This is a genomic window from Lacticigenium naphthae DSM 19658, from assembly GCF_000425865.1.
In the GTDB taxonomy this organism is placed as follows: domain Bacteria; phylum Bacillota; class Bacilli; order Lactobacillales; family Carnobacteriaceae_A; genus Lacticigenium; species Lacticigenium naphthae.
The window spans coordinates 1-25,515 of record NZ_AUEG01000001.1; the positions used below are offsets into that span (position 1 = coordinate 1).

Here is a 25,515-nt window from a genome sequence, read left to right on the forward strand (position 1 = left end):
AGCAACGAACAATGAAAAGCGCATAAAAAAAGGTAGAAAACAGTTCTGTTTTCTACCTCGGGAAATACTGACCAACACCATTTGACATAGAACCTTTATTATTTACGTGGGGGTCTTTTGCCCCAGTATTGGAAGTAGTCTACGCGTAAAGCACCGTTGTAGAGTTTTCTTTTCTTGGTCGCTCTTTTACCGTAGAATTGTTCAAAGTCTAGATCACTGGTCAAGATGTACTTGCTCCATGTGTCTAATGGTTTGAACGCTGCACCCATTTCTCTGTAGATCTGTTCAACTAACTCTTTGTCTCCTAACCGTTCCCCATAAGGAGGATTAGAGACGATGACGCCGAATTCTTTATCGGTACGGAAATCTTTTAACTGCAATTGTTTAAATACAATACTGTCTTGGACTCCAGCTTCCATGGCATTGCGTTTCGCAATTTCGATCATCGATCCGTCAATGTCGGTGCCGGTGATGTCTAATTCGATATCGTAATCGGCTTTGCTTTCAGCATCTGCCCGTTCTTCTTCCCAAACGGATGCATCAAACCAGTTCCAGTCTTCACTCATAAATGTGCGGTTAAATCCGGGTGCGATATTGTGGCCGATCAAAGCGGCTTCGATTGGGATCGTTCCTGAACCACAGGTAGGATCCACAAAAGGTTTGTCGGCTCTCCACGTTGTCAACATGACTAAAGCTGCGGCCATGTTTTCTTTTAAAGGAGCGCCCCCTTTTTCTGTCCGGTAGCCACGTTTGAACAAGCTTGGTCCAGTCGTATCCAATGTTATCAGCACGTGATCTTTTAAAATCGCTACTTCTAACGGGAATTTTGCTCCTGTTTCTGGAAGTTTTCCTCTTCTGTGGTAGACGTCACTGATTTTGTCTACAATTGCTTTTTTAACGATCGATTGACAATCCGGTACACTGTAGAGTTTCGATTTATGCGATTTTCCGTTTACTGGAAATTCGGCGTCCATGGGCAAGAAATCTTCCCAAGGCAATGCTTTTGTTTGTTCGTACAATTCGTCAAATGTGAAGGCATCAAATTCTCCTACAATGATTTTGACACGGTCTGCCGTACGTAACCATAAGTTTGCGCGTGCAATGTCATTGACGGTCCCTTCGAAACGGACACGACTATTTTCTGTCTCGGTTTCATAACCTAAGTCTTTCAATTCGCTGTTGACCAGCGCTTCAATTCCACTTGCGGCTGTTGCGAGTAGCTTAAAAGTTTTCATTTCAACATCCTTTCGTTCTCTGTTTTTTTTATGTTTAGTTAAAAAAGAATAATCCTCCTAAAAATAGGAGGACTACCTGAAAATGCAAATTACTGTAAGCCATGTTCTGTCTAGAAAGTGGATCAGGAATCACTTTCCGAGATAATCATCTGTCTGCAAAGTCAAAGACTCTGCCTCTTTCTTTCGTTCATTTCCGAAGAAAAAGTGCCCCTACCAATGTTTGGGTTGCTCGCTCGAGGGGTTTACCGCGTTCCACCATTTCCGTTTCCAAAAATGCTTCGTCACTGTGGCACTTTCAAGAATACTCAAGCATAGTCAAAGACCGTAGCTTTTTTTTCTGCCGTCTCTTTAGCAAATGCTAAAGGCCCCAGCTTATTTTTTCGCTGAGCACGAACACTACAAGCAATCTCAGCTTGTGCGAGCATGGACTTTCCTCACACATCTTTAAAAAGGTGTGCGATTATCCGTAATTTGCATTTAAATTATTCCTTTTAATCGTCTAGCTTTGAACCAAATACATGCCGCTCCAAATTTGACAACCGTTTGAGGATGTCAAAATTGGTGACCGTGGTAGTAGATCCTCCGCCACTTACGGAAGAAGATCCTCCTCTTGATGTTTCGTCTAATTTATTGACTAATCGATCATTTTCAGACCGCAAGTTGTTGATTTCACTTTGGAACGCTTCATAGTCGCGTATAACAACATCCAAAAATTCATCTACTTCTGTTTGGTTGTATCCACGCATACTGGTTTTAAATTCTTTTTCTAAAATTTCTTTAGGCATTAACTCGTTATTCATGTCAGATAGCACCTCTTCTGTTTAACTGGTTTACACAAGAATAGTTTTTCACTCCCTTAGTATACCAAATAAACTGTGAAAACAAAACACTTAACGGCATCCTTTCGTCTTTTTTTACTAATCGATAAATCCGTCATCTTCTTCGCGCACGCTTTCCTCCAGATCCTCGAATGTAATCAACTGTATCGGATACGGACTGTGTTCTTGCCGGTTTTTGAGATAGTTATATAAAAAGGTGCTCTTGCCTTCAAATTCCGTATCGTATAATAGCAGCGCTCCGTGCGTATGATCGACCATGAATTGTTGGTGCTGCTGCAATTGGCGAGGCTTCGTATAGCCCTCCTTGCTTGTCCAATTGACATAGTCCGCTCCGTTGGTCACTTTTTCTAAAAGAAGCTTGTTCTCTTCATTCCATTTTTCACCAAATCCCTTGAAGGGGAAAATAATGGACAAGCGAATGTCGGGATACTCTTTTTTTAATTCGATGAGCACTTCTCCGCTCCAGAGTTCGGTCCCGAGCTGCCCTCCAATCAAAAACCATTGCGTACCTTCTTCAATGGCTTGAATAAAATTCTCGCGTAAGACTTTCTTGATATAAGGTAACTTGGGATCTTTTCTATTAAAAACATTTAATTCGTAAGATCGGTACCCACTAATTAATAAGTTTTTCATAAATGTTTGCATACCTTTCCCTATTTAACTACAATTTGGTATAATACCAAAAGGAGCGTGATTTTTTTGACTATACATTATCCCAATGGTAAACTTTATCGACCTAAAAAATCAACTGCTTCAAAATCTGACACCCCTGCAAAAAAGAAAATCAATTACAGCAAACGCGGCATGTCTCTTGAACAAGAACTCAACGACAGCAATGAATATTATCTTGCAACAAATCGAGCAGTGATCCATAAAAAACCGATCCCTGTTCAAGTCGTGAATGTGCACTATCCAAAGCGAAGTGCGGCAGTGATTACGGAGGCGTACTATCGTAAAGCTTCCACTACAGACTATAACGGTCTGTACCGTGGGTATTATCTCGATTTTGAAGCCAAAGAAACAAAGAATCAAACCTTGTTTCCGCTAAAAAACTTTCATGAACACCAAATCGTTCATATGCGTCAATGCAGTGACCATGGTGGAATTGTATTTGTGATTATTCTCTTTTCATTTTACAATGAACTGTATTTAATTGAAACAAAAGATATCCTTCCCTTCTGGGATGATCAAGACACTGCATCTGGTAGAAAATCGATCCCGCTTGACTATATACGTGAAACAGGCTATAAATTAAATTATTCTCTTGCTCCTCGGATTCCTTATTTGGAAGCCGTCGATCAAATCATTGAGAAACACAAACAGTAAGGAGATACATTCATATGAGTAAAGATATGTCCCGTACAGAAAGAAAGCAAGCCAAGAAAAAAGGTAAGAAAACGACACCGGATAAAAAGAAATCTTCTTTATTGAAAAAAATCGTTATCGGTATTGTCGGTCTGCTCGTTTTACTATTTGTTGGAGGTGCCAGTTTATTTGCCTATTATGCTTCCGATGCACCCGAGTTAACAGACGAAGCGTTGGTTGGATTCTATCCTTCGACTTTATATGATAAGAATGGTGAAGAGTTCCATACGCTCGGTGCAGAAAATAGAGAACAAATCGAATACGAAGAAATTCCGCAAGTATTGGAAGATGCGATCATCTCGATCGAAGATCAGCGCTTTTATGATCACTTGGGCGTGGATCCTATCCGTATTTTAGGAGCGGTATTCGCAAATGTGACGGATGGCTTTGGCGCTGAGGGTGGAAGCACGATTACCCAGCAGTTGATCAAATTGTCAGTCTTCTCTACTCTGCAAGAAGATCAAACACTCGAGCGGAAAGCGAAAGAAGCTTGGTTGGCTGTTCAATTGGAACAAGAATTATCAAAAGAACAGATTCTTGCCTTGTATGTCAATAAAGTGTATATGTCAGACAATACGTATGGCATGGGTACAGCGAGTGAATATTACTATGGTAAACCCATCAGTGAATTAGAATTACATGAAGCTGCTTTATTTGCCGGTATGCCGCAGTCTCCTAATGGATACAATCCGTTTACAAATCCAGAAAGAGCAAAAAGTCGTCGCGATACTGTTTTATACGTGATGGCGCAAAATGAGGTCATTACGACTGAAGAAGCGGAAACAGCCATGAAGATTCCTGTTGAAGAAGGGTTGATCGATCATTCCGAAGAAAACATGGATGAATTGGTCTTCGATTCCTATATCCAAGAAGTGCTCGAAGAAGTACGTGAAAAAACGGATTTGGAACCCCAAACGGCTGGTTTAGACATTTATACCAATATCGATTTAGATGCACAACAGCGAATGTTTGATATTTTGAACTCTGAAGATTACGTCGACTACCCTCTTGAACAAATGAATGCAGCGATGACAATGGTCGATGTGAAAACCGGAGCTGTTCGCGCAATCGGTGGCGGAAGAAATCAAAAAGAGTTGCGTGGATTCAATTATGCGACGGAAAATAATAGCAGTGTCGGTTCAAGCATGAAGCCCCTTACGGCATATGGCCCGGCAATTGAATATTTGCAATATTCCACATACGAGCAAGTAGTTGATGAAGCTTGGCAATGGCCAGGTACCGATACAACATTGACGAACTACGATAACAGCTACAAAGGCCAGATGAGTATACGTGAGGCTTTAGTAGATTCAAGGAACGTTCCTGCAGCGAAGACGTTGCAAGAAGTTGGTCTAGACAATGCTGAAGGTTTTGTCAAAGGATTGGGTATCGATGTAGATAAACTAAATGCTGGCGATACAGACGGATTGGTTGCTTCCAATGCGATCAATGGAGCTATTTCTTCCTTTGATTTAGCCGCTGCCTATGCTGCATTTGGAAACAATGGTGTCTACAATGAACCGTATACCGTCAGCAAGGTCGTTATGCAAGATGGTCGGGAAATCGAATTGACACCAAAAAGCAATAAGGCAATGGAAGAATCTACTGCTTATATGGTTACCGATATGCTAAAAGATGTGACCAATTATTATCAAAGTTCTGTCGGCATTCCAGGATTGATCCATGCTGGAAAATCGGGTACATCAAACTTTGATGCTGAAGATTATAAAAAAATGGAAGAAAAAGGCGTCTCCGTCCCTTCTGACGGTGTTCCAGATACTTGGTATACAGGTTATTCTACAAACTATGCTATTTCTGTCTGGACAGGGGTAACCAACCGAACAGAAGGATATGGTTTAAGCTTCGAAGACGGCTCACGAACCACTGCCCGTGCAATCTATGCAGAAATCATGGGATATGTATCTGAATCGGTCGATAATGGGGACTGGAAGCGTCCAATTAATGTCGTCGAAGTGGCTGTAGAAGATGGCAGCATGCCCGCTAAACTGCCTGGACCGAATACTCCAGAAGATGAAATCGTCCGCGAACTCTTTATTAAAGGGACGGAACCAACCGAAGAATCGACTGAATTCGGTGTAGAATTATCTGAACCGACCGGCTTAAAAGCAACATACGATGAAAAATCAAATGAAGTACAAATTCAATGGGATGCGTACACATTGACAAATGAAGAGGATACTCCACTTTACGAAGTGACGATCAATGGTGAAACGACAGAAACCGAAGATACTTCTGCTGTCTACACTCCTTCTCCTGGTGAGAAAGTAACTATCAGTGTCGCAGTGGTCGCTTATGACATCACTGGACCTGCAGCTACCACTTCTGTAACTGTCCCGGGAATAGAGTTAGGAAAAGTCACCGGATTGAAGGCCACATACAATAAAGAGGCTGATCAAGTTCAAGTGAACTGGGATGATTATCCAAAAGATGACTCCATGGATTCTGTGACCTATAGTATTACGATCAACGGACGATCTGGAACTACTCAACAATCGCAGTACCAAATCGATGATCCTGAACCAGGTTCGACAGTTGAAATAGCTGTTGCAGTCGTTTCTAACGGAAAAACCGGACCAGCCACGACCACCAAAGTCTCCATTCCTAAAGAAGAAACCACTCCTCAAGACGAGGAAGAGCCTGAAAAAGAAACAGATGACACTTCCTCTCAAGAGCCTGAAGAAGAAACAACTCCAGATACAAGTGAAGACGATGGAAACACCGATGAGGCCGAAATGAATGGTGCCAATAAGCCCAATACCAATACGGCTGATGACACAGCAGATGAAGAATAATATATACAGATTTCAAGAGACGAGAGTGCCCCCCACTCTCGTCTCTTTTTCTCTTTCATTGGAACGATCAGCTGCGATCAATAGCCGCAAACAGCAAAAAAGCTAGGAGAGGTTTATTTTCTCCTAGCTTTTTTAGAACTCTTCTATTCGTTTGTGTTTGATTCTGTTCGTTTTTTATCTGCTTCGATCAGTTCTCTTAGCTTTTCCACACATTCCTCGTGATCGTGCGTACGGGCTGGACACTGATATCTTCCAAAGAATATCAAGCGATGATGAGCTACACTCCATAATTCTTTTGGAAGTTTTCGTTTCAATGTATTTTCCACTTCCAAAACAGTGGCCGATTGTTTCACTATATTCAACCGTTTGCTCACTCTTTCAACATGAGTGTCGACAGCGATGGCCGGTTCATTGAATGCTACACTCATGACAACATTCGCCGTTTTACGCCCCACTCCGGCTAACGATTGCAATTCTTTCATCGTCTGTGGTACTTCGCCATTAAACTCTTCCACCAATTGGCGTGCACATTTTTTGATGTATTTCGCCTTATTTCGATACAAACCAATCGTTTTGATCTGTTCCATGATATCTTCCACTGGAGCTTCCATCAGAGCCTCTGGGGTAGGGTATTTCTCAAATAATCTTGGTGTTACTTGGTTGACGCCCACGTCCGTCGTCTGTGCACTTAAAATGACAGAAATCAATAACTCAAAAGAATTTTGATGGATCAATTCCGCTTCTGCATGGGGAAACATTTTCCCCATGGCTTCAATAACATCCACCGTCTGCTGTTTATTTAGTAATCGCTTCTGTTTGATCATCCTGTTTCCTTTCTTGCTCGTTTCTTATTCCTCAGTTTCCAGCCAATTGTATAAAGAAATCGGTTTGTCATTGGTTTTTTTGTAAGAATCCGTAGACTTTTCAGCTTTCTTCTGCTTATACTTTTCACTTTCTTTTTGTACCTGTTGCAATGTAGTGATATTTTTCTTTTCCCAATTCAATAAAATGCGATCGACATAATTGAAATTATAAATCTGGTTCATCACAGCTTCTCTTAATGCGTATTCAATTAGATCAAGAGAATAATTATCCTTATCTATCCACGCACTGATTTTTTCTATCTCTATTTGAGACAATGGGCGACTAAATTCATGTTCAAATCGTTTGAAAATTTCCGTTTCAGATAATTCGTTTTTTGTATTTTCCACGCTTTTCTTTTCCTGCACTAACACCTGATACAATCTCTCCCACAACGAATCAAAGGAATAATAGTCTCTTGCTTTCCCCTCATCATTTTCTATTGTTTGAATGGAAAGAACTTTGTTTTGCAAAAGTTTGTGCAAAGTTGAATAGACTTGTTCAGTCGGTAATTGCATCGCTTCCCCAATGTTAGTCAAATCAGGAAAGGAGTTTCCCTTATCGATCTCATTTTTCAATTGTAAAATAAGAATAAATTCTTCATGTGTAATGCCTAATTTACGATAGTATGTCAATAACATACTGGGGATGGTCACATTGCCCTTACTGATCCATTCCATAAATATTGTTTCGTTCACACTATTCCTTCTTTCTTTAAGTGTAACTCCGTCACTCTCATCTCATAATTGAGGATGACAAAATGCATACAGACCCGCGTCACTTCATGAATATACTACGCTAGTCTACGACTAGGGAATACATACACAGTCTGCTGTAGTTGTCAGTTGCCAACTCCGTAAGCTTCGTTTCTTTGCATAAGGTACTGTAAACTGCTAAAACAGTGACAGCTTTTGCAAAGCAACAACAACTACAGCATCATTAAGTGGACGTCGGGTCTGCCTTTTGGAGCAGTTTCTTATAAACGGTTCCTTTGTAAAACCGGTAGAGGCTCGGACTGTTCGCCTAGCTTCTTGTGGTTATGGGTAAATCCTGTTCAACAAGCGTGGGAATGGAATAGCTTCACGAATATGTTCCGTTCCTGCTATCCACGTTACCGTGCGTTCTAGACCAAGTCCAAAACCTGAATGCGGTACAGATCCATATCTTCTCAAATCTAAATACCATTCATAATCAGCAACGGTCAACCCAAACTTCTTGATCTCTTCGAGTAAAAGATCGTAATGGTCTTCCCGCTCACTTCCACCAACGATTTCTCCATATCCTTCAGGTGCGATCATATCTGCACATAAGACGATTTCTGGTCTGTCAGGGTGAGGCTTCATGTAAAAAGGTTTGATCGCTTTAGGGTAGTTTAAAATAAAGACTGGACGATCAAATTGTCGCGCAATAAAGGTTTCTTCTGGAGAACCAAAATCTGCGCCCCACTTCACATCGAATCCGTTATCTTGAAGCAACGTGATCGCTTCATCATATGAGACACGTGGATAAGGTAATTTGGTATAGTTTTCAAGCAATGTTTTGTCTCTTTCCAAAACATCCAAAGACTGTGAACAATTATCAAGAACACTTTGAACTAGATAAGCTACATATTTTTCTTGAACTTCTAAACTTTCGTCTTGATCCATAAAAGCCATTTCGGGTTCGATCATCCAAAATTCGATTAAGTGACGACGTGTTTTGGATTTTTCAGCTCTAAAAGTCGGACCAAAAGAAAAGACTTTTCCGAACGCCATTGCCCCAGCTTCCATATATAATTGACCACTTTGTGTTAAATAAGCATCCCGATCAAAGTATTTGGTGCTGAATAAATCTGTCGTGTTTTCTGCTGCGGTCCCTGTTAAAATAGGCGGATCTATTTTGATAAAGCCTTCTTTATTATAAAATTCATATGTTGCTCGAATAATTTCATTACGTACCTGCATCACTGCATGTTGTTTTGAAGAACGCAACCATAAATGACGATTGTCCATCAAAAATTCTGTACCATGTTCTTTCGGTGTGATCGGATAATCGTGACTTTCACCAATTAATTCAATAGACGAAACATGAATCTCATACCCAAATTTGGAACGGGCATCTTCTTGAATCGTTCCCGTTACCCAAACAGAACTTTCCTGGTTAAGATTCTTAGCCAATAAGAATACTTCTTCTTCCACTTCACTTTTCACAACTACTCCTTGAAAGAAAGCTGAACCATCACGTAGTTGTAGAAATGCAATCTTTCCGCTTGAGCGTTTATTTGCGACCCAAGCTCCAATTTTGACCGTCTCGCCTACGTGCTGTTTAGAATCCTTGATTTGAATCTTTTCCATTCGTATAAACTCCCTTTTATCTAAATATTCTCAATATCTTTTATCCAATTTCCATTTTGCATTGAAAGAACGTAATAACCTAGTGACCCACTCTCAGAAAGATAACTCACTTCCCATACCGGTTCATTGTTCTCCATCCCTATTCGAGCTTGTAAAATTTCAGCTGGATTTTTTTCCTGTTTCGTTAACGCGATCGCTTCTTGTTCAGTCAAGCTTTCTTCTGCATCATGCGTCGTCACTTTGCCACTTTCACTCTCAATAATAGCAATGAGCTTTTTGTTTTCCGCATCATTTCCAATCACCGCAAAAAAAGTTTCTTCACCATTGTACCAGTAGAAGTCTTCAAATTCAGTTAAATCTGTTTTTTTTCTTACGTAAGACTCTGCCTGGGTACGTGCTGAATTATAAGGAGATTGGGTAGAATGGTAGACAGCTATCACTCCCAGTACAAAAAGTGCCAACAGAACGCTTATTCCTAAAATGATTTTTTTCATTTATTTTCCCCTTATGGTGTTTACAAAAGCAATGTTTTCATTATATCAAAAATTTAGTCATTTTCCCGTTAATTTTCAAAAAAATCTTTAAATTTCTGTTCATATTCAGTAGTGGCAACTGTTTGGATAGAAACTTCAGCGGGAAAACTCTTTTGGATAATTTTTGCATAGCTCGAATGGACAAACCGTTCGTCCATAATGATGAAAATCCCTTTATCTTCTTTTGAACGGATCAACCTTCCAAAACCTTGTTTCAAATTTAACATGGCTTTCGGCAATGTGTCTTTGATAAAAGGATTTTCTCCTTTTTTTATCCATTCACTCTGCCGCGCTTTCACTTCTGGTAAATCAGGCGATTCAAATGGCAATCGGGTCAAGCAAACGATTTTAAGATAATTTTGGGGAAAATCGATCCCTTCAAAGAAGCTGTTTGATCCAAGCAAAATGGAGCCTTTCGAGCGCATGAATCTTTTGTACAGGCGCTCTCTACTGCCACTGATGTTTTGAGCTAAAATTTCTCGGGAGTCGATTTTTCTAGATGTATACAATCTACCATAGACTTCTTGCAAGTCGTCTAAGGAGTTGAATAAGACAAGGAAACCTTCCTCTGTTGTTTTGGCGATCGTTAAAATTTCAGAAACAATCGCAGCAATATGTTCTTTCTTGGAAAACTGCTGTTTATCGATTGTGTTCTCTGGTATCCATATTTGTGCTTGTTTTGCATAGTCAAAGGAATCCGACAAGAAAACTTTTTCGATTTTCCCTTTTGTGTAGTCTTCAAGAACAAATTGATCCGGATAATAGAACAGCGTTCCACTCGTATAAACGATCTTCGGTATTTTTTTCAATGATTCTACAACAGTATTCACTCGTTTTCCTTGATAGTAACAAAGTTTAGCTGTATTTTTCGGGTTTTTTTCTTTAAATTCCAACCAAAACGAATCCAGTTGATTCGCCTGCTTGATCATCCAATCGATAAAGTCTGCGTGCTCGGCGATCCGTTCGATTAGAGCGAGAAAAAAGTTGACGGTCTCTTTTTGTTTTTCTGATAAATATCGTTCAGTCTCTATAAAAAGATTCCGTAATTTCTGTTGTAGAAATTCGTTCTCTTTTAAGAGGACTTGAATCGTTTTCAGTTGTTTTCGCAAATTAAAACGCGCATAGGAATCGTCCAGATTGATTTCGATCCGTTTATTTATTTGGGATTTCTTCCCTAAGTTTTGTTTTGCCTGATACAGATATTCTTCTAATAAATCTGCATATTCCGTTTCTAAGTATTCCAGATTCGCTGACCAGTTCGTTACTAGAGTGGGATTGTTTTTATTTACTAATTGAATCAATTGATCGATTTGAAAAACTAATGACTCTTCATCTTGTACTGATCCGACTTTTTTTCGCAGGTTCTTAATATACACAAAATCAAATTCTTGTTTGGATAAGGAAAAAGCTAAGTCGGCTAAGTGGTGGGCTTCATCCATAACCAGATAGTTAAAGCGCGGAAGGATGCGTTTATCCGATTGCAGCTGATGCAACAAGTACGCATGATTCGTCACAATAATTGCAGCGGATCGAGCTTTCCTTTTCATACGCTCGTAAAAATCAACTAACTCCCACTTTGACTGATGTTCTGGAAAAATCGACTCCACTTTCCGTATTCTTTCCCAAAAGGATTGGGTACTATTTTGAAGGGACAATTCATTCAGATCGCCTGTTTTTGTTTCCGTCAACCAAACGGTCGCTTGCATTAAATAAAAAGATTCCTGTGTATTCAAATCAGAAGTCCGTAGCAATTTAGAATAAAAAGCTAAATCGATAAAATGACGGTGACTTTTTAATAGAGCCACTTCTACAGGAAACGGCAGCATCTCTTTCAATTGTTCCATATCTTTATAGACCAACTGTTGCTGTAATAAAGTAGTATACGTGCTAATGACTGCTTTTTTTTGTTTTGTTGCTGCATAAAACAGTGGAAGCAGATAGCCATATGTCTTTCCCATTCCAGCTGGCGCTTCAATTGCCAGAGATTCTTTCTCCTGTGTCTGTGGTTTTTTTATATAGCGGTGAATAGCATCCATCATTTCTAGCTGATTTTCTCTTACTTGAAAAGAATCCGAGAGTATCGCCTGTTTTTCTTTAGTGGTTTCGGGGTAGGGAGAATCCCACTTATAATCGTATTCAAAACTTTCTCGATCATTTGCTAAAGCCAGTCCTTCAACGATTATGTAATCCTCAGAAAGTTTCGGTACATTCTGTTTGGTGCGTGCCAAAATCCCCTGAAAAAAGTCCACCGTATCATAAGACAACTGTTGCCCATGATCAACTAAGGTTTCTAAGGTGACCAAGGGTAACTTTTCAGCTTTTTGCGTGAGCGTTTCTAAAAGGTAGGCAGTTGCTTCGGCATCTCTAAGAGCATCGTGTGGACGGTTTAAATTGAGTTCAAACACATCAGATAAATCACTCAGGGTATAGCTATCGAGAGTAGGAAATAAAATTTGTGTCAACTCGACAGTATCTATTGCTGTATTTGTCAAGGGAGAAAGCCCCACTCGTTCCAGTTCATGATTCAAGAAATTAAAATCAAAATGAACATTATGCGCAACAAATATGCAATCCGATAACAAATTTTTCAAGTAACCAGCCACATCCTCAAAATAAGGAGCCGACTGAATATCATCCTGTGTTATTCCAGTCAACTTTTGTATTTGCTCTGGAATTTTGCGCAAAGGATGAACCAAGGTCCCGTATTGCTGAACAATTTTTCGCCCTTGTACAATGACACAACCAAATTGAATGATTCGGTCACCTTTTTGTGATCGACTTCCCGTCGTTTCTAAATCTACGATTGCATAATACGTGCTTTCATCCACTTCTCTCACCTCACCCTGCCTACTTCCTCTAATTAGTTGCTTCCTCTTTAAACCACGCTAAAATCTCTTCTCTCTGATTGCTCAACCTCTGCTCTACTATCGCTCTTTCAATGTCATCTAACGCATCAGCGATCCATTTTCCCGGCTTTCGCTCACTCGCTTGAATCAGATCTGTTCCTGTGATTGCAATATCTTCGCGCGTTTTGATCGGCAATTGATCCCATAGTTGATCTAATTCCGTAGAACTGTCTGGAAAATCAAACAACTCGACATAGCTTTCGATCGTCTTGACTCTTTCTAACCCAAACGTATACATATAATAAGCTGAAGGGATAGCTGTTTTTCGACAATAGACAGCCGCTAGTAATGCCTTAGACTCTTTGATTTCTTTCTTTGAGCATTTCCATTGTCGCAAGAATTTTTCCAACTGTTTGTGATTGAATTCCATAAAATAACCCAAAACAGCCCACATTTCTTCAGATGAAGAAAACCGAGTGGGGATTCCTTCTATTTTTTCTAAAGCTCGTTGCCCATTTTCCAGACTTGGACAATACCGATATAATTCAGATTCAATAAAATAAGCTAACCCTTTATTGCGTGCATTTCCTAACATCAACTTAATAAATTCGATTTGGATGCGTTCAACAGAAATCTTCTGCAGTAAAAAATTGTGTTCCTGGATAGCCAGAAAGGTTTCACTATCCAAATCGAAGTCTAGTTTGGAAACAAACCGGACTGCTCTCATCATACGCAAGGCATCTTCATAGAACCGTTCTTTCGGATTGCCGACTGCCCGAATTTTTTTCTCTTCGATATCTTTGATTCCATTGAAATAATCAAAAATTTCTCCCTTTTTATTCAAGGCGAGGGCATTGATGGTGAAGTCTCTCCGCTTCAGATCCTCTTTTAGAGAGCGTACGAAAGTCACTTCATCGGGTCTTCTAAAGTCTTTGTAATCCCCTTCTGTACGAAAAGTTGTTACTTCGTAGGTGCTTTCTTCGAATAAGACCATTACTGTCCCGTGTTCGATTCCAACATCTATGGTATGCGGAAAGATGTCTTTTATTTCGTAGGGAAAAGCACTTGTGGCAATATCGATATCATTTATCGTACTGTTTAACAGCACGTCTCTTACACTTCCGCCTACAAAAAAAGCCTCGAAATCGTTCTCTTCTATTCTTTTAATAACGGGCAATGCTTCTAAAAAAGGAGGAAATACATTTAAGTCAATTCGCTTTTTTTCCATTTAGACATCCCTTCTCATTCAGAAATACGTCCATCTTTTCGCTCAAATCTATACTTATCTCGTTCTGTAAATTTGTGCATGGTTAAAGCGAACGCCTCACTTAAATCGATTTCTAATGAATTAGCTAAAGAAATCAGAACAAATAATACATCTCCTAGTTCTTCAGTCAATTCCTTTGGTATCTCTGTTTCTTTCTTTTGCTTTTCACCATACACATGATTTATCTCCCGAGCCAATTCGCCTACTTCTTCTGTCATCCGGGCTAATTGAACAAGCGGAGAAAAATACCCCTCTTTAAATTGAGAAATGTATGCTTCCACTTCTTTTTGCATAGAGTGCATCTCTTTAGTCATTTAGGTGCTGCCTCCTCTATCGATCCGTTTCCAGTCCATTGTCGCTTTGTAAGCTTACAATAAAAACTTGAGACGAAAAGCAGTCTCAAGTCTCTTGCCTTTTCAATTGCTCCATATTCATAAAGAAAAATGCTTGTGCTCTTCTAGTTTCTTTTCTATTTCAATCAATTCTTGAGAAAGGACTGCAAATGATTCTTTGTTTTTATTTTCTAATGCTTTATCAATGTGAGATAAAAGGAGGTCCCTTTGTTGCAGGAGCTCGTACTCACTTATCCCAAGGGTCGCCTTTTGTTTGACTTGCATCGGAATGGTGTCATTCCAATCAAAATAAGGATTGTCTTCGAGTACGCCTAGGTATTCAGAAGACGTCCAGGCGTCGTTAAAAATCAATTCAATATACAAATCTTGATGCCAGTTTAATCTTACTTCGTGAAAGGCTTGTTCGGGGTTGTCAAAGGCGACACCTTCTTTAGAAAAAAGGAAAGAATCTGCATCACTTTCTATGGTCGACATAATGATCCCACGGGGCGTCTTATCCGCTCTTTCGACAAAATGGACCTTATTCAGCACAATGTCGTGATTGAGGAGATAATTTAAAATCCACATGGACTCTCTTCGCTTCAATTGATTATTTTCTAAAAACCAGCTTAAAAACTTTTTCTTTTGTTCTAAAGGAATCGTCCATTTCATTTTCAATTCCCCCTCTCAGCCCCATTAAAGATAGCTCTTTTACGGGACTTAACGTTCCTCTATGAAACTACTTAATTGTTCAATGAAAAGCAAGTCAGTTTCTTTCATCCGTTTATATACAGGCAAGATTTTTTTAATATCTTCTTTTCTTCCTTCATCACGCATGAAAGCAAGATAATCACTTAAGAACTGAATGTTATCTTGAAGGAAAGGGACGGCTTCCTGGTAATAGGTCAACGCCTGCTCGTATTCTTCCAATTCGTTATAAGCATAAGCGACTTTCCAATAGACCTGTGGTTCGATCCCTTCATCTTTACCCAATTCTTCATATTCTTTGATAACTGCTTCGTGTTCCTGGGTAGCGTTAAGGAATTCCAGATAGTGCAGCAAGATGGCTATATTGCTTGGAGCCAAAGTCCGCGCCTGCGTATAATATTCTGTTGCTTTTTCAAATTCTTGAAGTTGTTCAGCTAGTTGTGCAGCATTAGCATACAAGGCTTCATTCATTTGATCGTATTTCATTCCTTCTTCTACTGTAGCCAGTGCCTCTTTGTGTTCCTGCAATTTTTCTTTTGTGCCTGCCAAATATAGGTACACACTTGAATAGGTGGGATCGATTTCCACCACATTTTCAAAATGAGACCGTGCAGGGAGCCACTCTTCTAATTGATAATAGGTGAACCCCATTTGAAAATGAACGTCCGCTGTCTCTTCCAATTCCACTGCTTTTTCATAAAAGGGGATCGCTTGTGACCAATCACCCAAAGCACTGTAAGAATTCGCACAACGCAAGTGTAAATTAACACCTGCAAAAGTATCTGTCTGATCTTGAATAAGTTTTTCGTATAATTTGATTGCTTGAGCATATTTCCCGGCCGAAAAGAAAGACTCAGCTAGTGCAAAATCGATGACCGGTTCATCTGGCATCAATTTTTTAGCTTCTTGTAGTTTGTATTCGCTGACTTCAAACAATCCCTGTGACAAAGCTAAATCCGCTTGAACGAGTAAAGCTTGTGGATAGGCTGTGCTCGTGTCTTCAATGGATGCCAACCATTCGATCGCCTGACTTTCTTCTCCGTTCTCGATCGCAATTTCTGCTAAATTTATCCGTATTTCATCTTCATGCGGATAGCGTTCCAATAGATGGTGAAGAATTTTTTTAGTTTCTTCTAAAAATCCGAGTTGATAGAAAGCTTCTGAAAGTGCGAAGATTTCTTCATCGGAATCATTGTGGAGTGCATTAGAAACTAGTTCTTCATTGGTTTCATAGTATCCATTTTCTAATTGTTCTAAAATCATTTCTGCGTAACTCATAGTCGCTTCCTTTCTTTCATTCTTTCCTTCATTCTATCATATAACCGGGTGAAATTCATTGATTGTACCGAAGTTCTAAAAGAGGAAAAGGGAAAGGCATACCCGACTTTTGATTCCTCCAGCGTATGGGGACACAGATTATTTAAACGGTTCTGCATCTCTTGCATGCTTATTACTTTAGCGTGCAGTTGATCTGGATTTTTCCTTGTTCTAGCTTTACGTTAAGACCCATTTTAATAACCATTTCCAAAAAGAATTTTCCCCGTATTGGATGCTTATTATTCAGTGAACTCCTTTTTAGAAAATATAGCCGCACTCTTTTTCCTACGTTTAGTCAATACAGTACAAAAAAAAGTAGATCATCTCAAAGAGACGATCTACTTTTTTAAAAAATAACTTCAATTGATCTAATAGAAATTATTCAATTATTTTTTTACAGCATCTTTTAACGCTTTACCTGGTTTGAATGCAGGTACTTTGCTTGCAGCAATTTGGATTTCTTCCCCTGTTTGTGGGTTACGTCCTTTTCTTGCAGCACGGTCACGTACTTCAAAGTTACCAAATCCGATAACTTGAACTTTATCACCTTCGCTTAAAGTTTCTTTGATTGATTCAAAAACTGCATCAACTGCTGCTGAAGCATCTTTTTTAGAAAGATCTGTTTTTGATACTACGCTATCAATTAATTGTGCTTTATTCGCCATTTAACTTTCACCTCCCTCAAAAGAGAATCGATGTATTTTGAAAACAAAATAAACATCTTCAGTCACCCTTGAGTGGTCCAAGAATGAGTATAGTGAAATGCATAAGAAAAAACATTTCACTATAAAAGATATCACACAAATGTTGATATAGCAATGTATTTCCATTTAATATTCATTTTCATTCCCACTATTTGTGTAAATCTCTCATTTATTTTCGCTTACGTGGAATGAGTCGGATCGTTGTTCCTTCGAAAGTGAAAGTTTCTCTGATACGATTTTCTAAATAACGCGCATACGAAAAATGCATAAGTTCAGGATCATTTACAAAAATCACAAAAGTTGGCGGTTTGACAGCTACTTGAGTAGCATAATAAATCCTTAACCGTTTCCCGTTATCGGTAGGTGTTGGATTCATTGCTACAGCATCCATGATAACATCATTCAACAAGGAAGACTGAATTCTTAAGTTTTGATTCATACTCACTTGTTCAACTAAATCAGGAATTTGGGACAACCGTTGTTTCGTTTCAGCTGAAACGAACAAAATTGGTGCATAATGCAAGTAAGCAAATTCTTTGCGAACAGTTTTTTCAAATTCTCTCATTGTATTTGTTTCTTTTTCGATGACGTCCCATTTATTGACTAAAAGAACAATACCTTTACCTGCTTCATGCGCATAGCCTGCCACACGCTTGTCTTGCTCACGTATGCCTTCTTCTGCATTTAAAACGACTAATACTACATCTGAACGCTCAATTGCTGTGAAAGCTCTTAAAACACTATATTTTTCAGTGTTTTCATAAACTTTTCCTCGTTTTCTGATCCCAGCAGTATCGATGATGACATACTCTCGTCCTTCAGGATTTACAAACGTTGTGTCGATGGCATCCCGTGTTGTTCCGGCAACATTTGAGACAATTACTCTCTCTTCTCCGACCATTGCGTTAACTATTGAAGATTTCCCAACATTTGGTCTACCGATCAAACTAAATTTAATGACGGAATCGTCGTATTCTTCTCCATTGTTTTCAGGGAAATGTTTGAATACTTCGTCTAGCAAATCGCCGAGTCCTAATCCGTGACTACCCGAGATTGGATACGGATCGCCTAATCCTAATGAATAGAACTCATATATATCGCTTCTTTTTTCAGGATTATCGACTTTGTTCACAGCAAGCACGATCGGTTTTCCAGATTTAAATAAGATATTTGCAATTTGCTCATCTGCATCCGTGATTCCTTCGTTCACACTTGTTAAAAATATGATGACATCCGCTTCGTCCATCGCAATTTCTGCTTGGAAGCGTATTTGAGTCATCAATGGGGCATCATCCATTGTAATTCCACCCGTATCAATAACGGAAAAACTTTTCCCTAACCATTCTGCTTCTGCGTAGATTCTGTCACGCGTAACACCTTCAACATCCTCCACGATCGCAATTCTTTCTCCGGCAATACGGTTAAATATTGTCGATTTCCCTACGTTTGGTCTTCCTACTATCGCTACTACTGGTTTAGTCATATTCATCCTTCTTCCTTCTCTACCTTTTCCTTCATAAGAAAAGCGTTGCAAACCTACTCGCCTCATGCGCGAGTGGAGGCCTACATCGCTAGACATGTACTTGAGTACAAGCTAAAAATTGACATCAACAATAAATCAAGAAAAGACGACGTTTGGAATCACTGTCCCTAACGTCGTCTTCTGGGAATTCAGCGTTTTTATTCCTCTGAATCTTCGCCAGTAATCTCAGAAAGTTGATCACCTAACAAGTCACCAAATGTGAAGCCTGTTTCGGTTTCTTGATTTTGGAATTTTTCTTGTTTTGGTTGGTTTCTTTGTTTTTGTTTTGGTTCATCTGTTTCAGGTTTTTCTTCTAATGCTTTTATACTTAACGAAAGTCTTTGGTCTGTTGGGTTAACTTCCAATACTTTCACTTGGATTTTTTCTTCAGGAGTAAGCACTTCATGTGGAGTTGCAATGTGTTTGTGTGAAATTTGAGAGATATGAACCAAACCTTCTACTCCTGGGAAAACTTCAACGAAAGCTCCGAAATCAGTTAATCGCTTAACTGTTCCATCCACTACATCGCCCTTTTGAACTTTATCTTCAATTCCATCCCACGGACCCGCAAGTGTTTCTTTAATAGATAAAGAAATTCTTTCTTTTTCTTTATCTACAGATAGAATTTTCACTTCTATTTCTTCGCCGACTTCTAATTTATCGGAAGGATGTTTTACATGCTCATGTGAAATTTGGGAAATGTGAACCAATCCATCCACTCCACCTAAGTCAACAAACGCTCCGAAATCAGTTAGACGGGCAACTTTTCCAGTTACAATAGAACCTTCTACTAGATTATCTAAAATTTCGTCTTTTTTAACTGAATCTTTTTCTTCTAATAATGCTTTTCTTGAAAGGATCAAACGATTTTCGCTTGGTTCGATTTCAATGATCTTATACTCATATGTGTTACCTTTATAGGCAGAAAAATCATCTACGAAAGCTGTATCTACTAAAGATGCTGGTATGAAACCACGTACGCCTACATCTACAACTAATCCACCTTTAACAACATTTGTTACAGGTGCTTCAATTATTTCGCCAGCTTTATATTTTCTTTCAAGTTCTTCCCAAATTTTCTTGGCATCTACGCGACGTTTGGAAAGTAAATAGCCACCTTGTTCTTCATTTTTGATTTCCTTGATAACGACTACTTCGATTTCTTCACCTTTTTCAACAACTTCTGAAGGAGATTCAACTGGTGATGAAGCAAGTTCTTTAAATGGAATGACCCCTTCTTGACCATTTTCGAGACCCACAATTACTTGTTTCTCTTCAATAGCTAAAACTTTTCCTCGAACTGTATCACCAATAGTGATTTCTTTAAATCCTTCTAAAACGTCTGACATGGTTTGTGGAGATTCTTCATCTTGCGATGTATGTGTAGCTTGTACCTCAACTTCGGATTCAGCCATCACATCTCCAACTGATATGTCTAGAGGAGAGTTTACATCCACTTGCTCCTTGGCAACTTCTCTTGCTTCTTTACTTTCATTGGTCTCTTCGACCTCTTGGTTAATATCTTTTTCTGTCATAATCTACGTCCTCCTAATAGCCAATTATTCCTACATGCTTAATTGTAACGAAATTCCGGACAAAATTCCACCAAAACCTCTTGAAAATGCAAAACTATCGCTTTTAATTGGAATATTTTTCGTGTTTGATAATAATATCTTTGATTTTTCCAACTACTTCTTTAATAGATAAAGAAGTGGTGTCAACCAGTATTGCATCTTCAGCTTGCTTTAAGGGTGAAACTTTCCTGGTCATATCTTTATGATCTCGTTCTTTTATTTCTTTCGTTAATTCTTCAAGAGAAGATTCCATTCCTTTTTCAACGTTCTCTTTGTGCCTACGCATCGCTCTTTCTTCTACACTCGCATTTAAATAAATTTTCACTTCTGCATCTGGAAACACTACGGTCCCTATATCTCTTCCATCCATAACGACCGATTGATCTGCAGCCATTAACCGCTGCTGTTTCACTAATTCATTCCGTACATATGGGTGTGCCGCTACCGTGGAAACTGCAGCCGTGACATCCGATCGTCTGATTTGCTCGGTTATATAGTCGCCATTGACTTTTACATGTTGCCCACCTTTTGTTCTTTCAAATGAGATCTTGATAGAATGAATTAGATCTACTAATTCTGTTTGATTGGTAATATCCACTCCGTTTTTCAAGGCCATATAAGTTAAAGCTCTATACATAGCACCTGTATCGACATATATCATATTTAATTCATCCGCAAGTATTTTAGCTACTGTGCTCTTGCCCGAAGATGCGGGTCCATCTATAGCAATTCTCATAATTGACATATTCATCACTCACCTATAGTTAGTTTTCAACTAAAAAAGCTGAGACCTTTTGAGGTAAAGTCTCAGCTTTTCTCTTTTATCTTAAAAAAAGCTTGCTCATTCAACAATTAGTTCCGTTCCTACCATTACATCATTGCCTGTCATTCCATTTAACTCTTTCAATTCATCCGTTGTCATTCCATTGTTTAGAGCTATACGGTATAAATTGTCACCAGCTTGAACAACATATGTTTTCGTAGAAGCTTCTGGAGTCGTTTGACTTTCTTCTTCTACTACTACTTCCGTTTGTGTATCGGTTTCTTCTTCTTCAACCGGTTGTGTTGTTTCTGTAGTTTCATCTACTTCTTCAGGTTTCGATTCTTCTTCGGCAGCTTGTTCAGCCTCTTTTTGTTCTGCTTCTTTTTGTTTAGCTTCTTCTTGTGCAGCTTTTTCTGCTTCAAGTCGTTCAGCTTCTTCTGCCTTCTCTAATTCTTCATTTTCTTTTGTTTCCTCTTCTTTTGTAGCTGTATCATTCTCTGCTACCTGGACAGAACTTTCGTTCCCAGCGAACAGTGGAGAGACATCATTGTTTGTCCACCAGAAGTACGCTCCTGTTGGAAGAGTGATCAGTAAAATCAAAAATACAAACGTTAATTTAGCAAGCGGAGAAATTTCGCTTTCTGACTTTCTTTTTTGAGACCGAGAATAAATCTTTTCTTCTTCATTTTCTTCATCGAAGCGTTTAGACCATAATTCTTCATGATTGGACTGAGAATCTTTTTTAGTCATACTTCCATCCCCCCTGAACCATTTTTCACTCAGTATTATACCACACGTCAGTAGAGTACTTTCCTCTTTTTTATAATTTTAATAGTTTTTTCATTACAAATTGCCAATTCTCATTCACTGTTGCCTTCGATTTCACCATTTTTGTTTCTTTAAAGTGGGCGATCAACTGCTCATTGCAACTTGAACAACACCCATTGGAATTGCTTTTTATAGTTTCATCGAAGTACGCTAACAAGGTTTTTCGTTTGCAATCCGCGGTCCTGATAAAATCTAACATAAATTGCAACTGTTGTTGTTTTGTTTCACTGTACTGATCAACTCGATCGTAAGCCTCTTCTAAAGTAAAATGGTTGGAAAAATAATACCAACCAACTTGGGCTTGGACATTCTCTATTAATGCATGCGGGATTTTTCTTTCCATATAAATTTGATGAATGATTTCTTTGCTAGGAAAATTATCTGCTTGCAAGTATAAGGGAATTCTTTCATCTCCCGGTTCGTATAATAAAATAGCCAAACTTGCTTTTCCATCTCTCGCGCATCTGCCAATCTCTTGTAAGTACGATTCAGGATTTGCAGGCAAGTGGTAATGAATGACAAACCGTATATTTTGTTTATCGACACCCATTCCAAAAGCACTCGTAGCGCAAATAACTTGTAATTCGTCATCCAGAAATTGTTGTTGGATTTTAACTTTATCTTCTGATGGCACATCTGCATGATAAACCTCTACGGCTAAATCTGTCTTATCTTTTAACATTTTCGAAACTGATTGGGCCATTTTTTTGCTCGAAAAATAGATGATTCCCGGTTTTTGTAAATAATTCACATAATTGATTATCCGTTCATCTTTATCTCGTTGACAGATTTCCGTCATCAACTCGATTTCCGGACGATCCATCGAATAAACGATCTCGCTTGTCGTTTCTTTTTTCATGCCCAAGACTGTTTTGATATCTTGCTGAATAGCTTCCGTTGCCGTGGCGGTCAGAGCCATTGTTGTAGGAAAACCGAGTTTCGAGCGCACAGTTCCTAAGGATAAATATTCGGGTCTGAAATCAATTCCCCATTGGGAAATACAATGGGCTTCATCGATTACAAATAGAGAAATGTTTTCTTGCCTAAATTTTCTCAATACGTTCTCTTGTAACAGCATTTCCGGAGAAATAAATATAAATTGATAAGCAGACAACCGCTTCAAGATAGCCGTTTTCTCTTGATACGTTAACATGCTATTCAAGGCGACGACTCTTTTTTCTCCCTGTTGCTTCATTTTTTCAACCTGATCATGCATTAATGACAGTAAAGGAGACACAATAACTGTCAGTCCACCCAAAGCGTAGCCGGCCATCTGATAGCAGACAGATTTCCCGCTACCCGTCGGCAATAGTACGAGAGTATCATTGCCTTTCAGCGTCTCTTGAATGGCTTCTTCTTGACCCAACCGAAAAGATGCAAACTGAAATTTTTCACTCAGTAAATTCGTCAACTCATTCGTATCCATGTTTACGCATCCTTTCAATTTGAAGAAGGCGGTAATGGAAAAAATCAATCTCGCCAACTTTTTTTTGAACCATTTTAAAGGGTAAAAAGAACTCTTCCTCTTGTAATTTCTTGATTGTCTCTTTTCTTTCTTGGGGAATAAAATCAGCGACAGAAAAATGGTCCTGTGATAAAGCAATTTCTAATATATGTTCTTTAATTGTTCCAATTTTTAAATTGCGTACGTGCGCGATTTCTTCAATGGATTGGCTTTTTAATAATTCTACTGTAACAAAGGTACTTTCATTTAGTCCATAGAAGGTTTCTTTATCGACACTCGCTAGCAGCTTGGCGAGGTGTTTATATCGTTCAGGCGACTCCTGAATGTAGCGGACCAAAAGCAACTGTGTTTGAATAAGTAACAATAAAAAGCCGGTATTGCTTTTAATAGCCCATAGTTCTTTTAATTGATTCATGGTACGTCCATTTTTTTCGTGACCCGTTAGTAGAAGAGTTACTAATTCAGCTTTTTCTTGCGGCAAAGAAGCGAGGAGCGAAAAAATTTCTCCAGCAGCTTCTTCTGCCAAACCAGCAAAATCATCCTGGTTTTGAAGGATCCAGCCTTTGATCCACCTCTGATGGGACAATTCGTTTGTGATAGGCCGATAATTTACTTTTTGATGTCTTTTTTCAGAAACAATTTGGATGAACAACTGGAACCTGATCCAAAATACAGGCAAAAGTTTTTGGTAACGAAAAAAACCGAGCAGATACGTATCTAACTGATCTTTTGATGTATATCGGGATCTTTCTTTAACTGTTGACGGTACAGTATACACATCCGCTTCCTGCAGTTGAACGAATTGCTTTGTAATCAATTTTTTTAGTATCTGCTGAAATTGTTCACGTGTTAATTGTTCAAATAACGAAAAATAGTTCTCCAAACCCAATCGCTTTGCTTGAAAGAGGACAGACGGTGTCCTTTTCCCAACTAAAATAGAATAAAGCAAAGCAGCTTTCATTTCTTTTTGACTACCGATCAAGGCGAGTATAATTGTTTTTACTGTATATGCAGAAGTATCCATATAATCTTCCCTTTACTATCAAATTAGAATTTATATCGCATGACTTGATCCATTTTTTAGATCAACAAAGGCTTTTACTGAATATTTTCTATTAGTTTAACATAGATATCTATTTATCCTCGATTTAAATAATGAATGAATACTCATCACAACACTAGCTATCCAAAGGTAAATAAAAAAGACTGAGAATCAGGTCTCAGTCTTTTCCTATTATCTGCACAGGCTCAATTTAAATTGATTCTTAATGTGAATGTTTTCAAGAAGATTGAATATTCAATTTCGTTCTTTTTTTAATGCCTAATTTCTTTTTGTTTTTATCGATCCATGGTTTGAGTTTTGAGTAAACTGCAAAGAACGCAAATGCAACCATCGGCCCTTTCAATAAGTTAAAAGGAACAACTGCAAGCAGTAGATAGTTACGCATGGATCCCACATCAAATCCCATAACAGCCATATAAGCCGGAGCGATGACTGCCCAGTTCAAGAACGAAAGGACAATTGTCAACGATAAAGTTGCACTAACAGTCGCCGCAATTTTACTTTTTATTCCTGAGTAATGGTTCTTCACAATATAATAAATCGGTAACGTATAAACAATGGATGCTATAAAGGCTGTTGTGTCCCCAATTGGAATCCCCAATTCTCCACCTGTTTGTACGTAATGTAACAATGAACGGATAAATGCAATGACTATCCCACTTACCGGTCCGTATAAAAACATTCCAAGTATTACAGGTACATCACTGAAGTCTACCTTCAAGAAACTAGCAGCTGGAAGTATTGGAAATGATAATTGAGCGAGTACAAAAGCCATGGAAGCAAGCACCGCTATCCCAACGAGTTTCTTTGTCTTACTATTTTGCATATAAAATCCTCCTAAAAGGATTCATCGATTGGTGGCCGGGATTTTTAAAGTGAGTCATTTAGGCTGTTATCTAAAGTAAATAAGAGGATGGCATTCATGACCAATTTTTTCCAAAAGAAAAAAGCCCTATTATTTACTTCAGAGAAAATAACAGAGCTTAAATGATTTTGAGTTCACTTAAAAAGCCCCATCTTCTTTATCCAGACTTTACTGTCGGTACTGGAGTTACACCAGTTCAGCCAATCGAAATCAGCTCGTGGACTTTAACCACCGGTCGGGAATTACACCCTGCCCCTGAAGATGAATCTATATTTTTTTTAA

22 protein-coding genes, 1 other RNA gene and 1 riboswitch are annotated in these 25,515 nt (G+C 38.8%); of the genes, 2 read left to right on the plus strand and 21 right to left on the minus strand.

Translation table 11 applies throughout. The features are described from left to right. Positions 1-98 precede the first annotated feature (98 nt). The 4 genes from H626_RS0100005 to H626_RS0100020 form a co-directional block, all read right to left on the minus strand. Positions 99-1,235, minus strand: a complete 1,137-nt coding sequence (locus tag H626_RS0100005; protein ID WP_027107487.1) for a THUMP domain-containing class I SAM-dependent RNA methyltransferase — start codon at positions 1,233-1,235, stop codon at positions 99-101. A gap of 90 nt (positions 1,236-1,325) precedes the next feature. Then, an RNA gene (gene rnpB / locus H626_RS11240) (RNase P RNA component class B) lies at positions 1,326-1,707 on the minus strand. Positions 1,708-1,726: 19 nt separating this feature from the next. Continuing rightward, positions 1,727-2,035, minus strand: coding sequence for a cell division regulator GpsB (gpsB, locus tag H626_RS0100015; RefSeq protein ID WP_035618091.1), 309 nt, complete (start codon positions 2,033-2,035; stop codon positions 1,727-1,729). Positions 2,036-2,152: 117 nt separating this feature from the next. Next, positions 2,153-2,719, minus strand: coding sequence for an SLOG family protein (locus H626_RS0100020; RefSeq protein WP_245570046.1), 567 nt, complete (start codon positions 2,717-2,719; stop codon positions 2,153-2,155). A gap of 54 nt (positions 2,720-2,773) precedes the next feature. Between H626_RS0100020 and recU the strand changes: the two genes are divergently transcribed. Further along, a complete protein-coding gene (gene recU, locus H626_RS0100025) occupies positions 2,774-3,400 on the plus strand; it encodes a Holliday junction resolvase RecU (RefSeq protein WP_027107490.1) in 627 nt (208 codons plus the stop codon). A 14-nt stretch (positions 3,401-3,414) separates the two neighbouring features. Then, positions 3,415-6,252: a PBP1A family penicillin-binding protein gene (locus H626_RS10255; protein WP_051237678.1), complete on the plus strand. Its 2,838-nt coding sequence runs from the start codon at positions 3,415-3,417 to the stop codon at positions 6,250-6,252. Positions 6,253-6,395: 143 nt separating this feature from the next. On the opposite strand, the gene nth is transcribed toward H626_RS10255, so the two are convergent. From nth to H626_RS0100115, 17 genes are all read right to left on the minus strand, one after another. Next, positions 6,396-7,076, minus strand: a complete 681-nt coding sequence (gene nth / locus H626_RS0100035; protein ID WP_027107491.1) for an endonuclease III — start codon at positions 7,074-7,076, stop codon at positions 6,396-6,398. A gap of 24 nt (positions 7,077-7,100) precedes the next feature. Beyond that, positions 7,101-7,811: a DnaD domain-containing protein gene (locus H626_RS0100040; protein ID WP_027107492.1), complete on the minus strand. Its 711-nt coding sequence runs from the start codon at positions 7,809-7,811 to the stop codon at positions 7,101-7,103. Positions 7,812-8,150: 339 nt separating this feature from the next. Further along, positions 8,151-9,446 carry an asparagine--tRNA ligase gene (asnS, locus tag H626_RS0100045; RefSeq protein ID WP_027107493.1) on the minus strand — a complete coding sequence of 432 codons (1,296 nt, stop codon included), beginning with the start codon at positions 9,444-9,446 and terminating at the stop codon, positions 8,151-8,153. A 20-nt stretch (positions 9,447-9,466) separates the two neighbouring features. Continuing rightward, positions 9,467-9,940, minus strand: a complete 474-nt coding sequence (locus H626_RS0100050; RefSeq protein ID WP_027107494.1) for a cell wall elongation regulator TseB-like domain-containing protein — start codon at positions 9,938-9,940, stop codon at positions 9,467-9,469. A gap of 68 nt (positions 9,941-10,008) precedes the next feature. After that, positions 10,009-12,807 carry a helicase C-terminal domain-containing protein gene (locus H626_RS0100055; RefSeq protein ID WP_169449754.1) on the minus strand — a complete coding sequence of 933 codons (2,799 nt, stop codon included), beginning with the start codon at positions 12,805-12,807 and terminating at the stop codon, positions 10,009-10,011. A gap of 28 nt (positions 12,808-12,835) precedes the next feature. Beyond that, positions 12,836-14,053: a CCA tRNA nucleotidyltransferase gene (locus tag H626_RS0100060; RefSeq protein WP_027107496.1), complete on the minus strand. Its 1,218-nt coding sequence runs from the start codon at positions 14,051-14,053 to the stop codon at positions 12,836-12,838. Between the two features lie 14 nt (positions 14,054-14,067). Continuing rightward, on the minus strand, positions 14,068-14,406 hold the full coding sequence (locus H626_RS0100065; protein ID WP_027107497.1) for a nucleotide pyrophosphohydrolase: 339 nt from the start codon (positions 14,404-14,406) through the stop codon (positions 14,068-14,070). Between the two features lie 117 nt (positions 14,407-14,523). After that, the gene (locus H626_RS0100070; protein WP_027107498.1) at positions 14,524-15,096 is read right to left on the minus strand and encodes a ReoY family proteolytic degradation factor; all 573 of its coding nucleotides are present in this window, start codon (positions 15,094-15,096) and stop codon (positions 14,524-14,526) included. Between the two features lie 48 nt (positions 15,097-15,144). After that, positions 15,145-16,410 (minus strand): tetratricopeptide repeat protein, encoded by a 1,266-nt coding sequence (locus H626_RS0100075; protein ID WP_027107499.1) that lies wholly within the window; start codon positions 16,408-16,410, stop codon positions 15,145-15,147. Between the two features lie 425 nt (positions 16,411-16,835). Then, on the minus strand, positions 16,836-17,114 hold the full coding sequence (locus tag H626_RS0100080; protein ID WP_027107500.1) for an HU family DNA-binding protein: 279 nt from the start codon (positions 17,112-17,114) through the stop codon (positions 16,836-16,838). A gap of 208 nt (positions 17,115-17,322) precedes the next feature. After that, entirely contained in the window at positions 17,323-18,636 is a 1,314-nt protein-coding gene (der, locus tag H626_RS0100085; protein ID WP_027107501.1) for a ribosome biogenesis GTPase Der, read from the minus strand. Between the two features lie 197 nt (positions 18,637-18,833). Next, on the minus strand, positions 18,834-20,090 hold the full coding sequence (gene rpsA, locus H626_RS10260; protein ID WP_051237726.1) for a 30S ribosomal protein S1: 1,257 nt from the start codon (positions 20,088-20,090) through the stop codon (positions 18,834-18,836). A 223-nt stretch (positions 20,091-20,313) separates the two neighbouring features. After that, positions 20,314-20,994: a (d)CMP kinase gene (cmk, locus tag H626_RS0100095; protein ID WP_027107502.1), complete on the minus strand. Its 681-nt coding sequence runs from the start codon at positions 20,992-20,994 to the stop codon at positions 20,314-20,316. 96 nt (positions 20,995-21,090) lie between these two features. Then, entirely contained in the window at positions 21,091-21,762 is a 672-nt protein-coding gene (locus H626_RS0100100; RefSeq protein WP_027107503.1) for a LysM peptidoglycan-binding domain-containing protein, read from the minus strand. 70 nt (positions 21,763-21,832) lie between these two features. Beyond that, positions 21,833-23,266, minus strand: coding sequence for a RecQ family ATP-dependent DNA helicase (locus tag H626_RS10265; RefSeq protein WP_035618095.1), 1,434 nt, complete (start codon positions 23,264-23,266; stop codon positions 21,833-21,835). After that, the gene (locus H626_RS0100110; protein WP_027107504.1) at positions 23,253-24,329 is read right to left on the minus strand and encodes a helix-turn-helix domain-containing protein; all 1,077 of its coding nucleotides are present in this window, start codon (positions 24,327-24,329) and stop codon (positions 23,253-23,255) included. The genes H626_RS10265 and H626_RS0100110 overlap by 14 nt, the downstream gene beginning before the upstream one ends. Positions 24,330-24,585: 256 nt before the next feature. Beyond that, complete coding sequence (locus H626_RS0100115; protein WP_027107505.1) at positions 24,586-25,194, minus strand: ECF transporter S component; 609 nt, start codon at positions 25,192-25,194, stop codon at positions 24,586-24,588. Positions 25,195-25,379: 185 nt separating this feature from the next. Continuing rightward, positions 25,380-25,500: riboswitch (FMN riboswitch) on the minus strand. Positions 25,501-25,515 lie beyond the last annotated feature (15 nt).

Bases quoted from the DNA above. Each gene is read 5' to 3' on its own strand.
- H626_RS0100005 (WP_027107487.1), bottom strand. From the start codon at position 1,235: ATGAAAACTTTTAAGCTACTCGCAACAGCCGCAAGTGGAATTGAAGCG.
- gpsB (WP_035618091.1), bottom strand. From the start codon at position 2,035: ATGAATAACGAGTTAATGCCTAAAGAAATTTTAGAAAAAGAATTTAAA.
- H626_RS0100020 (WP_245570046.1), bottom strand. From the start codon at position 2,719: ATGCAAACATTTATGAAAAACTTATTAATTAGTGGGTACCGATCTTAC.
- H626_RS10255 (WP_051237678.1), top strand. From the start codon at position 3,415: ATGAGTAAAGATATGTCCCGTACAGAAAGAAAGCAAGCCAAGAAAAAA.
- nth (WP_027107491.1), bottom strand. From the start codon at position 7,076: ATGATCAAACAGAAGCGATTACTAAATAAACAGCAGACGGTGGATGTT.
- asnS (WP_027107493.1), bottom strand. From the start codon at position 9,446: ATGGAAAAGATTCAAATCAAGGATTCTAAACAGCACGTAGGCGAGACG.
- H626_RS0100050 (WP_027107494.1), bottom strand. From the start codon at position 9,940: ATGAAAAAAATCATTTTAGGAATAAGCGTTCTGTTGGCACTTTTTGTA.
- H626_RS0100060 (WP_027107496.1), bottom strand. From the start codon at position 14,053: ATGGAAAAAAAGCGAATTGACTTAAATGTATTTCCTCCTTTTTTAGAA.
- H626_RS0100065 (WP_027107497.1), bottom strand. From the start codon at position 14,406: ATGACTAAAGAGATGCACTCTATGCAAAAAGAAGTGGAAGCATACATT.
- H626_RS0100070 (WP_027107498.1), bottom strand. From the start codon at position 15,096: ATGAAATGGACGATTCCTTTAGAACAAAAGAAAAAGTTTTTAAGCTGG.
- H626_RS0100075 (WP_027107499.1), bottom strand. From the start codon at position 16,410: ATGAGTTACGCAGAAATGATTTTAGAACAATTAGAAAATGGATACTAT.
- H626_RS0100080 (WP_027107500.1), bottom strand. From the start codon at position 17,114: ATGGCGAATAAAGCACAATTAATTGATAGCGTAGTATCAAAAACAGAT.
- der (WP_027107501.1), bottom strand. From the start codon at position 18,636: ATGACTAAACCAGTAGTAGCGATAGTAGGAAGACCAAACGTAGGGAAA.
- rpsA (WP_051237726.1), bottom strand. From the start codon at position 20,090: ATGGCTGAATCCGAAGTTGAGGTACAAGCTACACATACATCGCAAGAT.
- cmk (WP_027107502.1), bottom strand. From the start codon at position 20,994: ATGTCAATTATGAGAATTGCTATAGATGGACCCGCATCTTCGGGCAAG.
- H626_RS0100100 (WP_027107503.1), bottom strand. From the start codon at position 21,762: ATGACTAAAAAAGATTCTCAGTCCAATCATGAAGAATTATGGTCTAAA.
- H626_RS10265 (WP_035618095.1), bottom strand. From the start codon at position 23,266: ATGGATACGAATGAGTTGACGAATTTACTGAGTGAAAAATTTCAGTTT.
- H626_RS0100110 (WP_027107504.1), bottom strand. From the start codon at position 24,329: ATGGATACTTCTGCATATACAGTAAAAACAATTATACTCGCCTTGATC.
- H626_RS0100115 (WP_027107505.1), bottom strand. From the start codon at position 25,194: ATGCAAAATAGTAAGACAAAGAAACTCGTTGGGATAGCGGTGCTTGCT.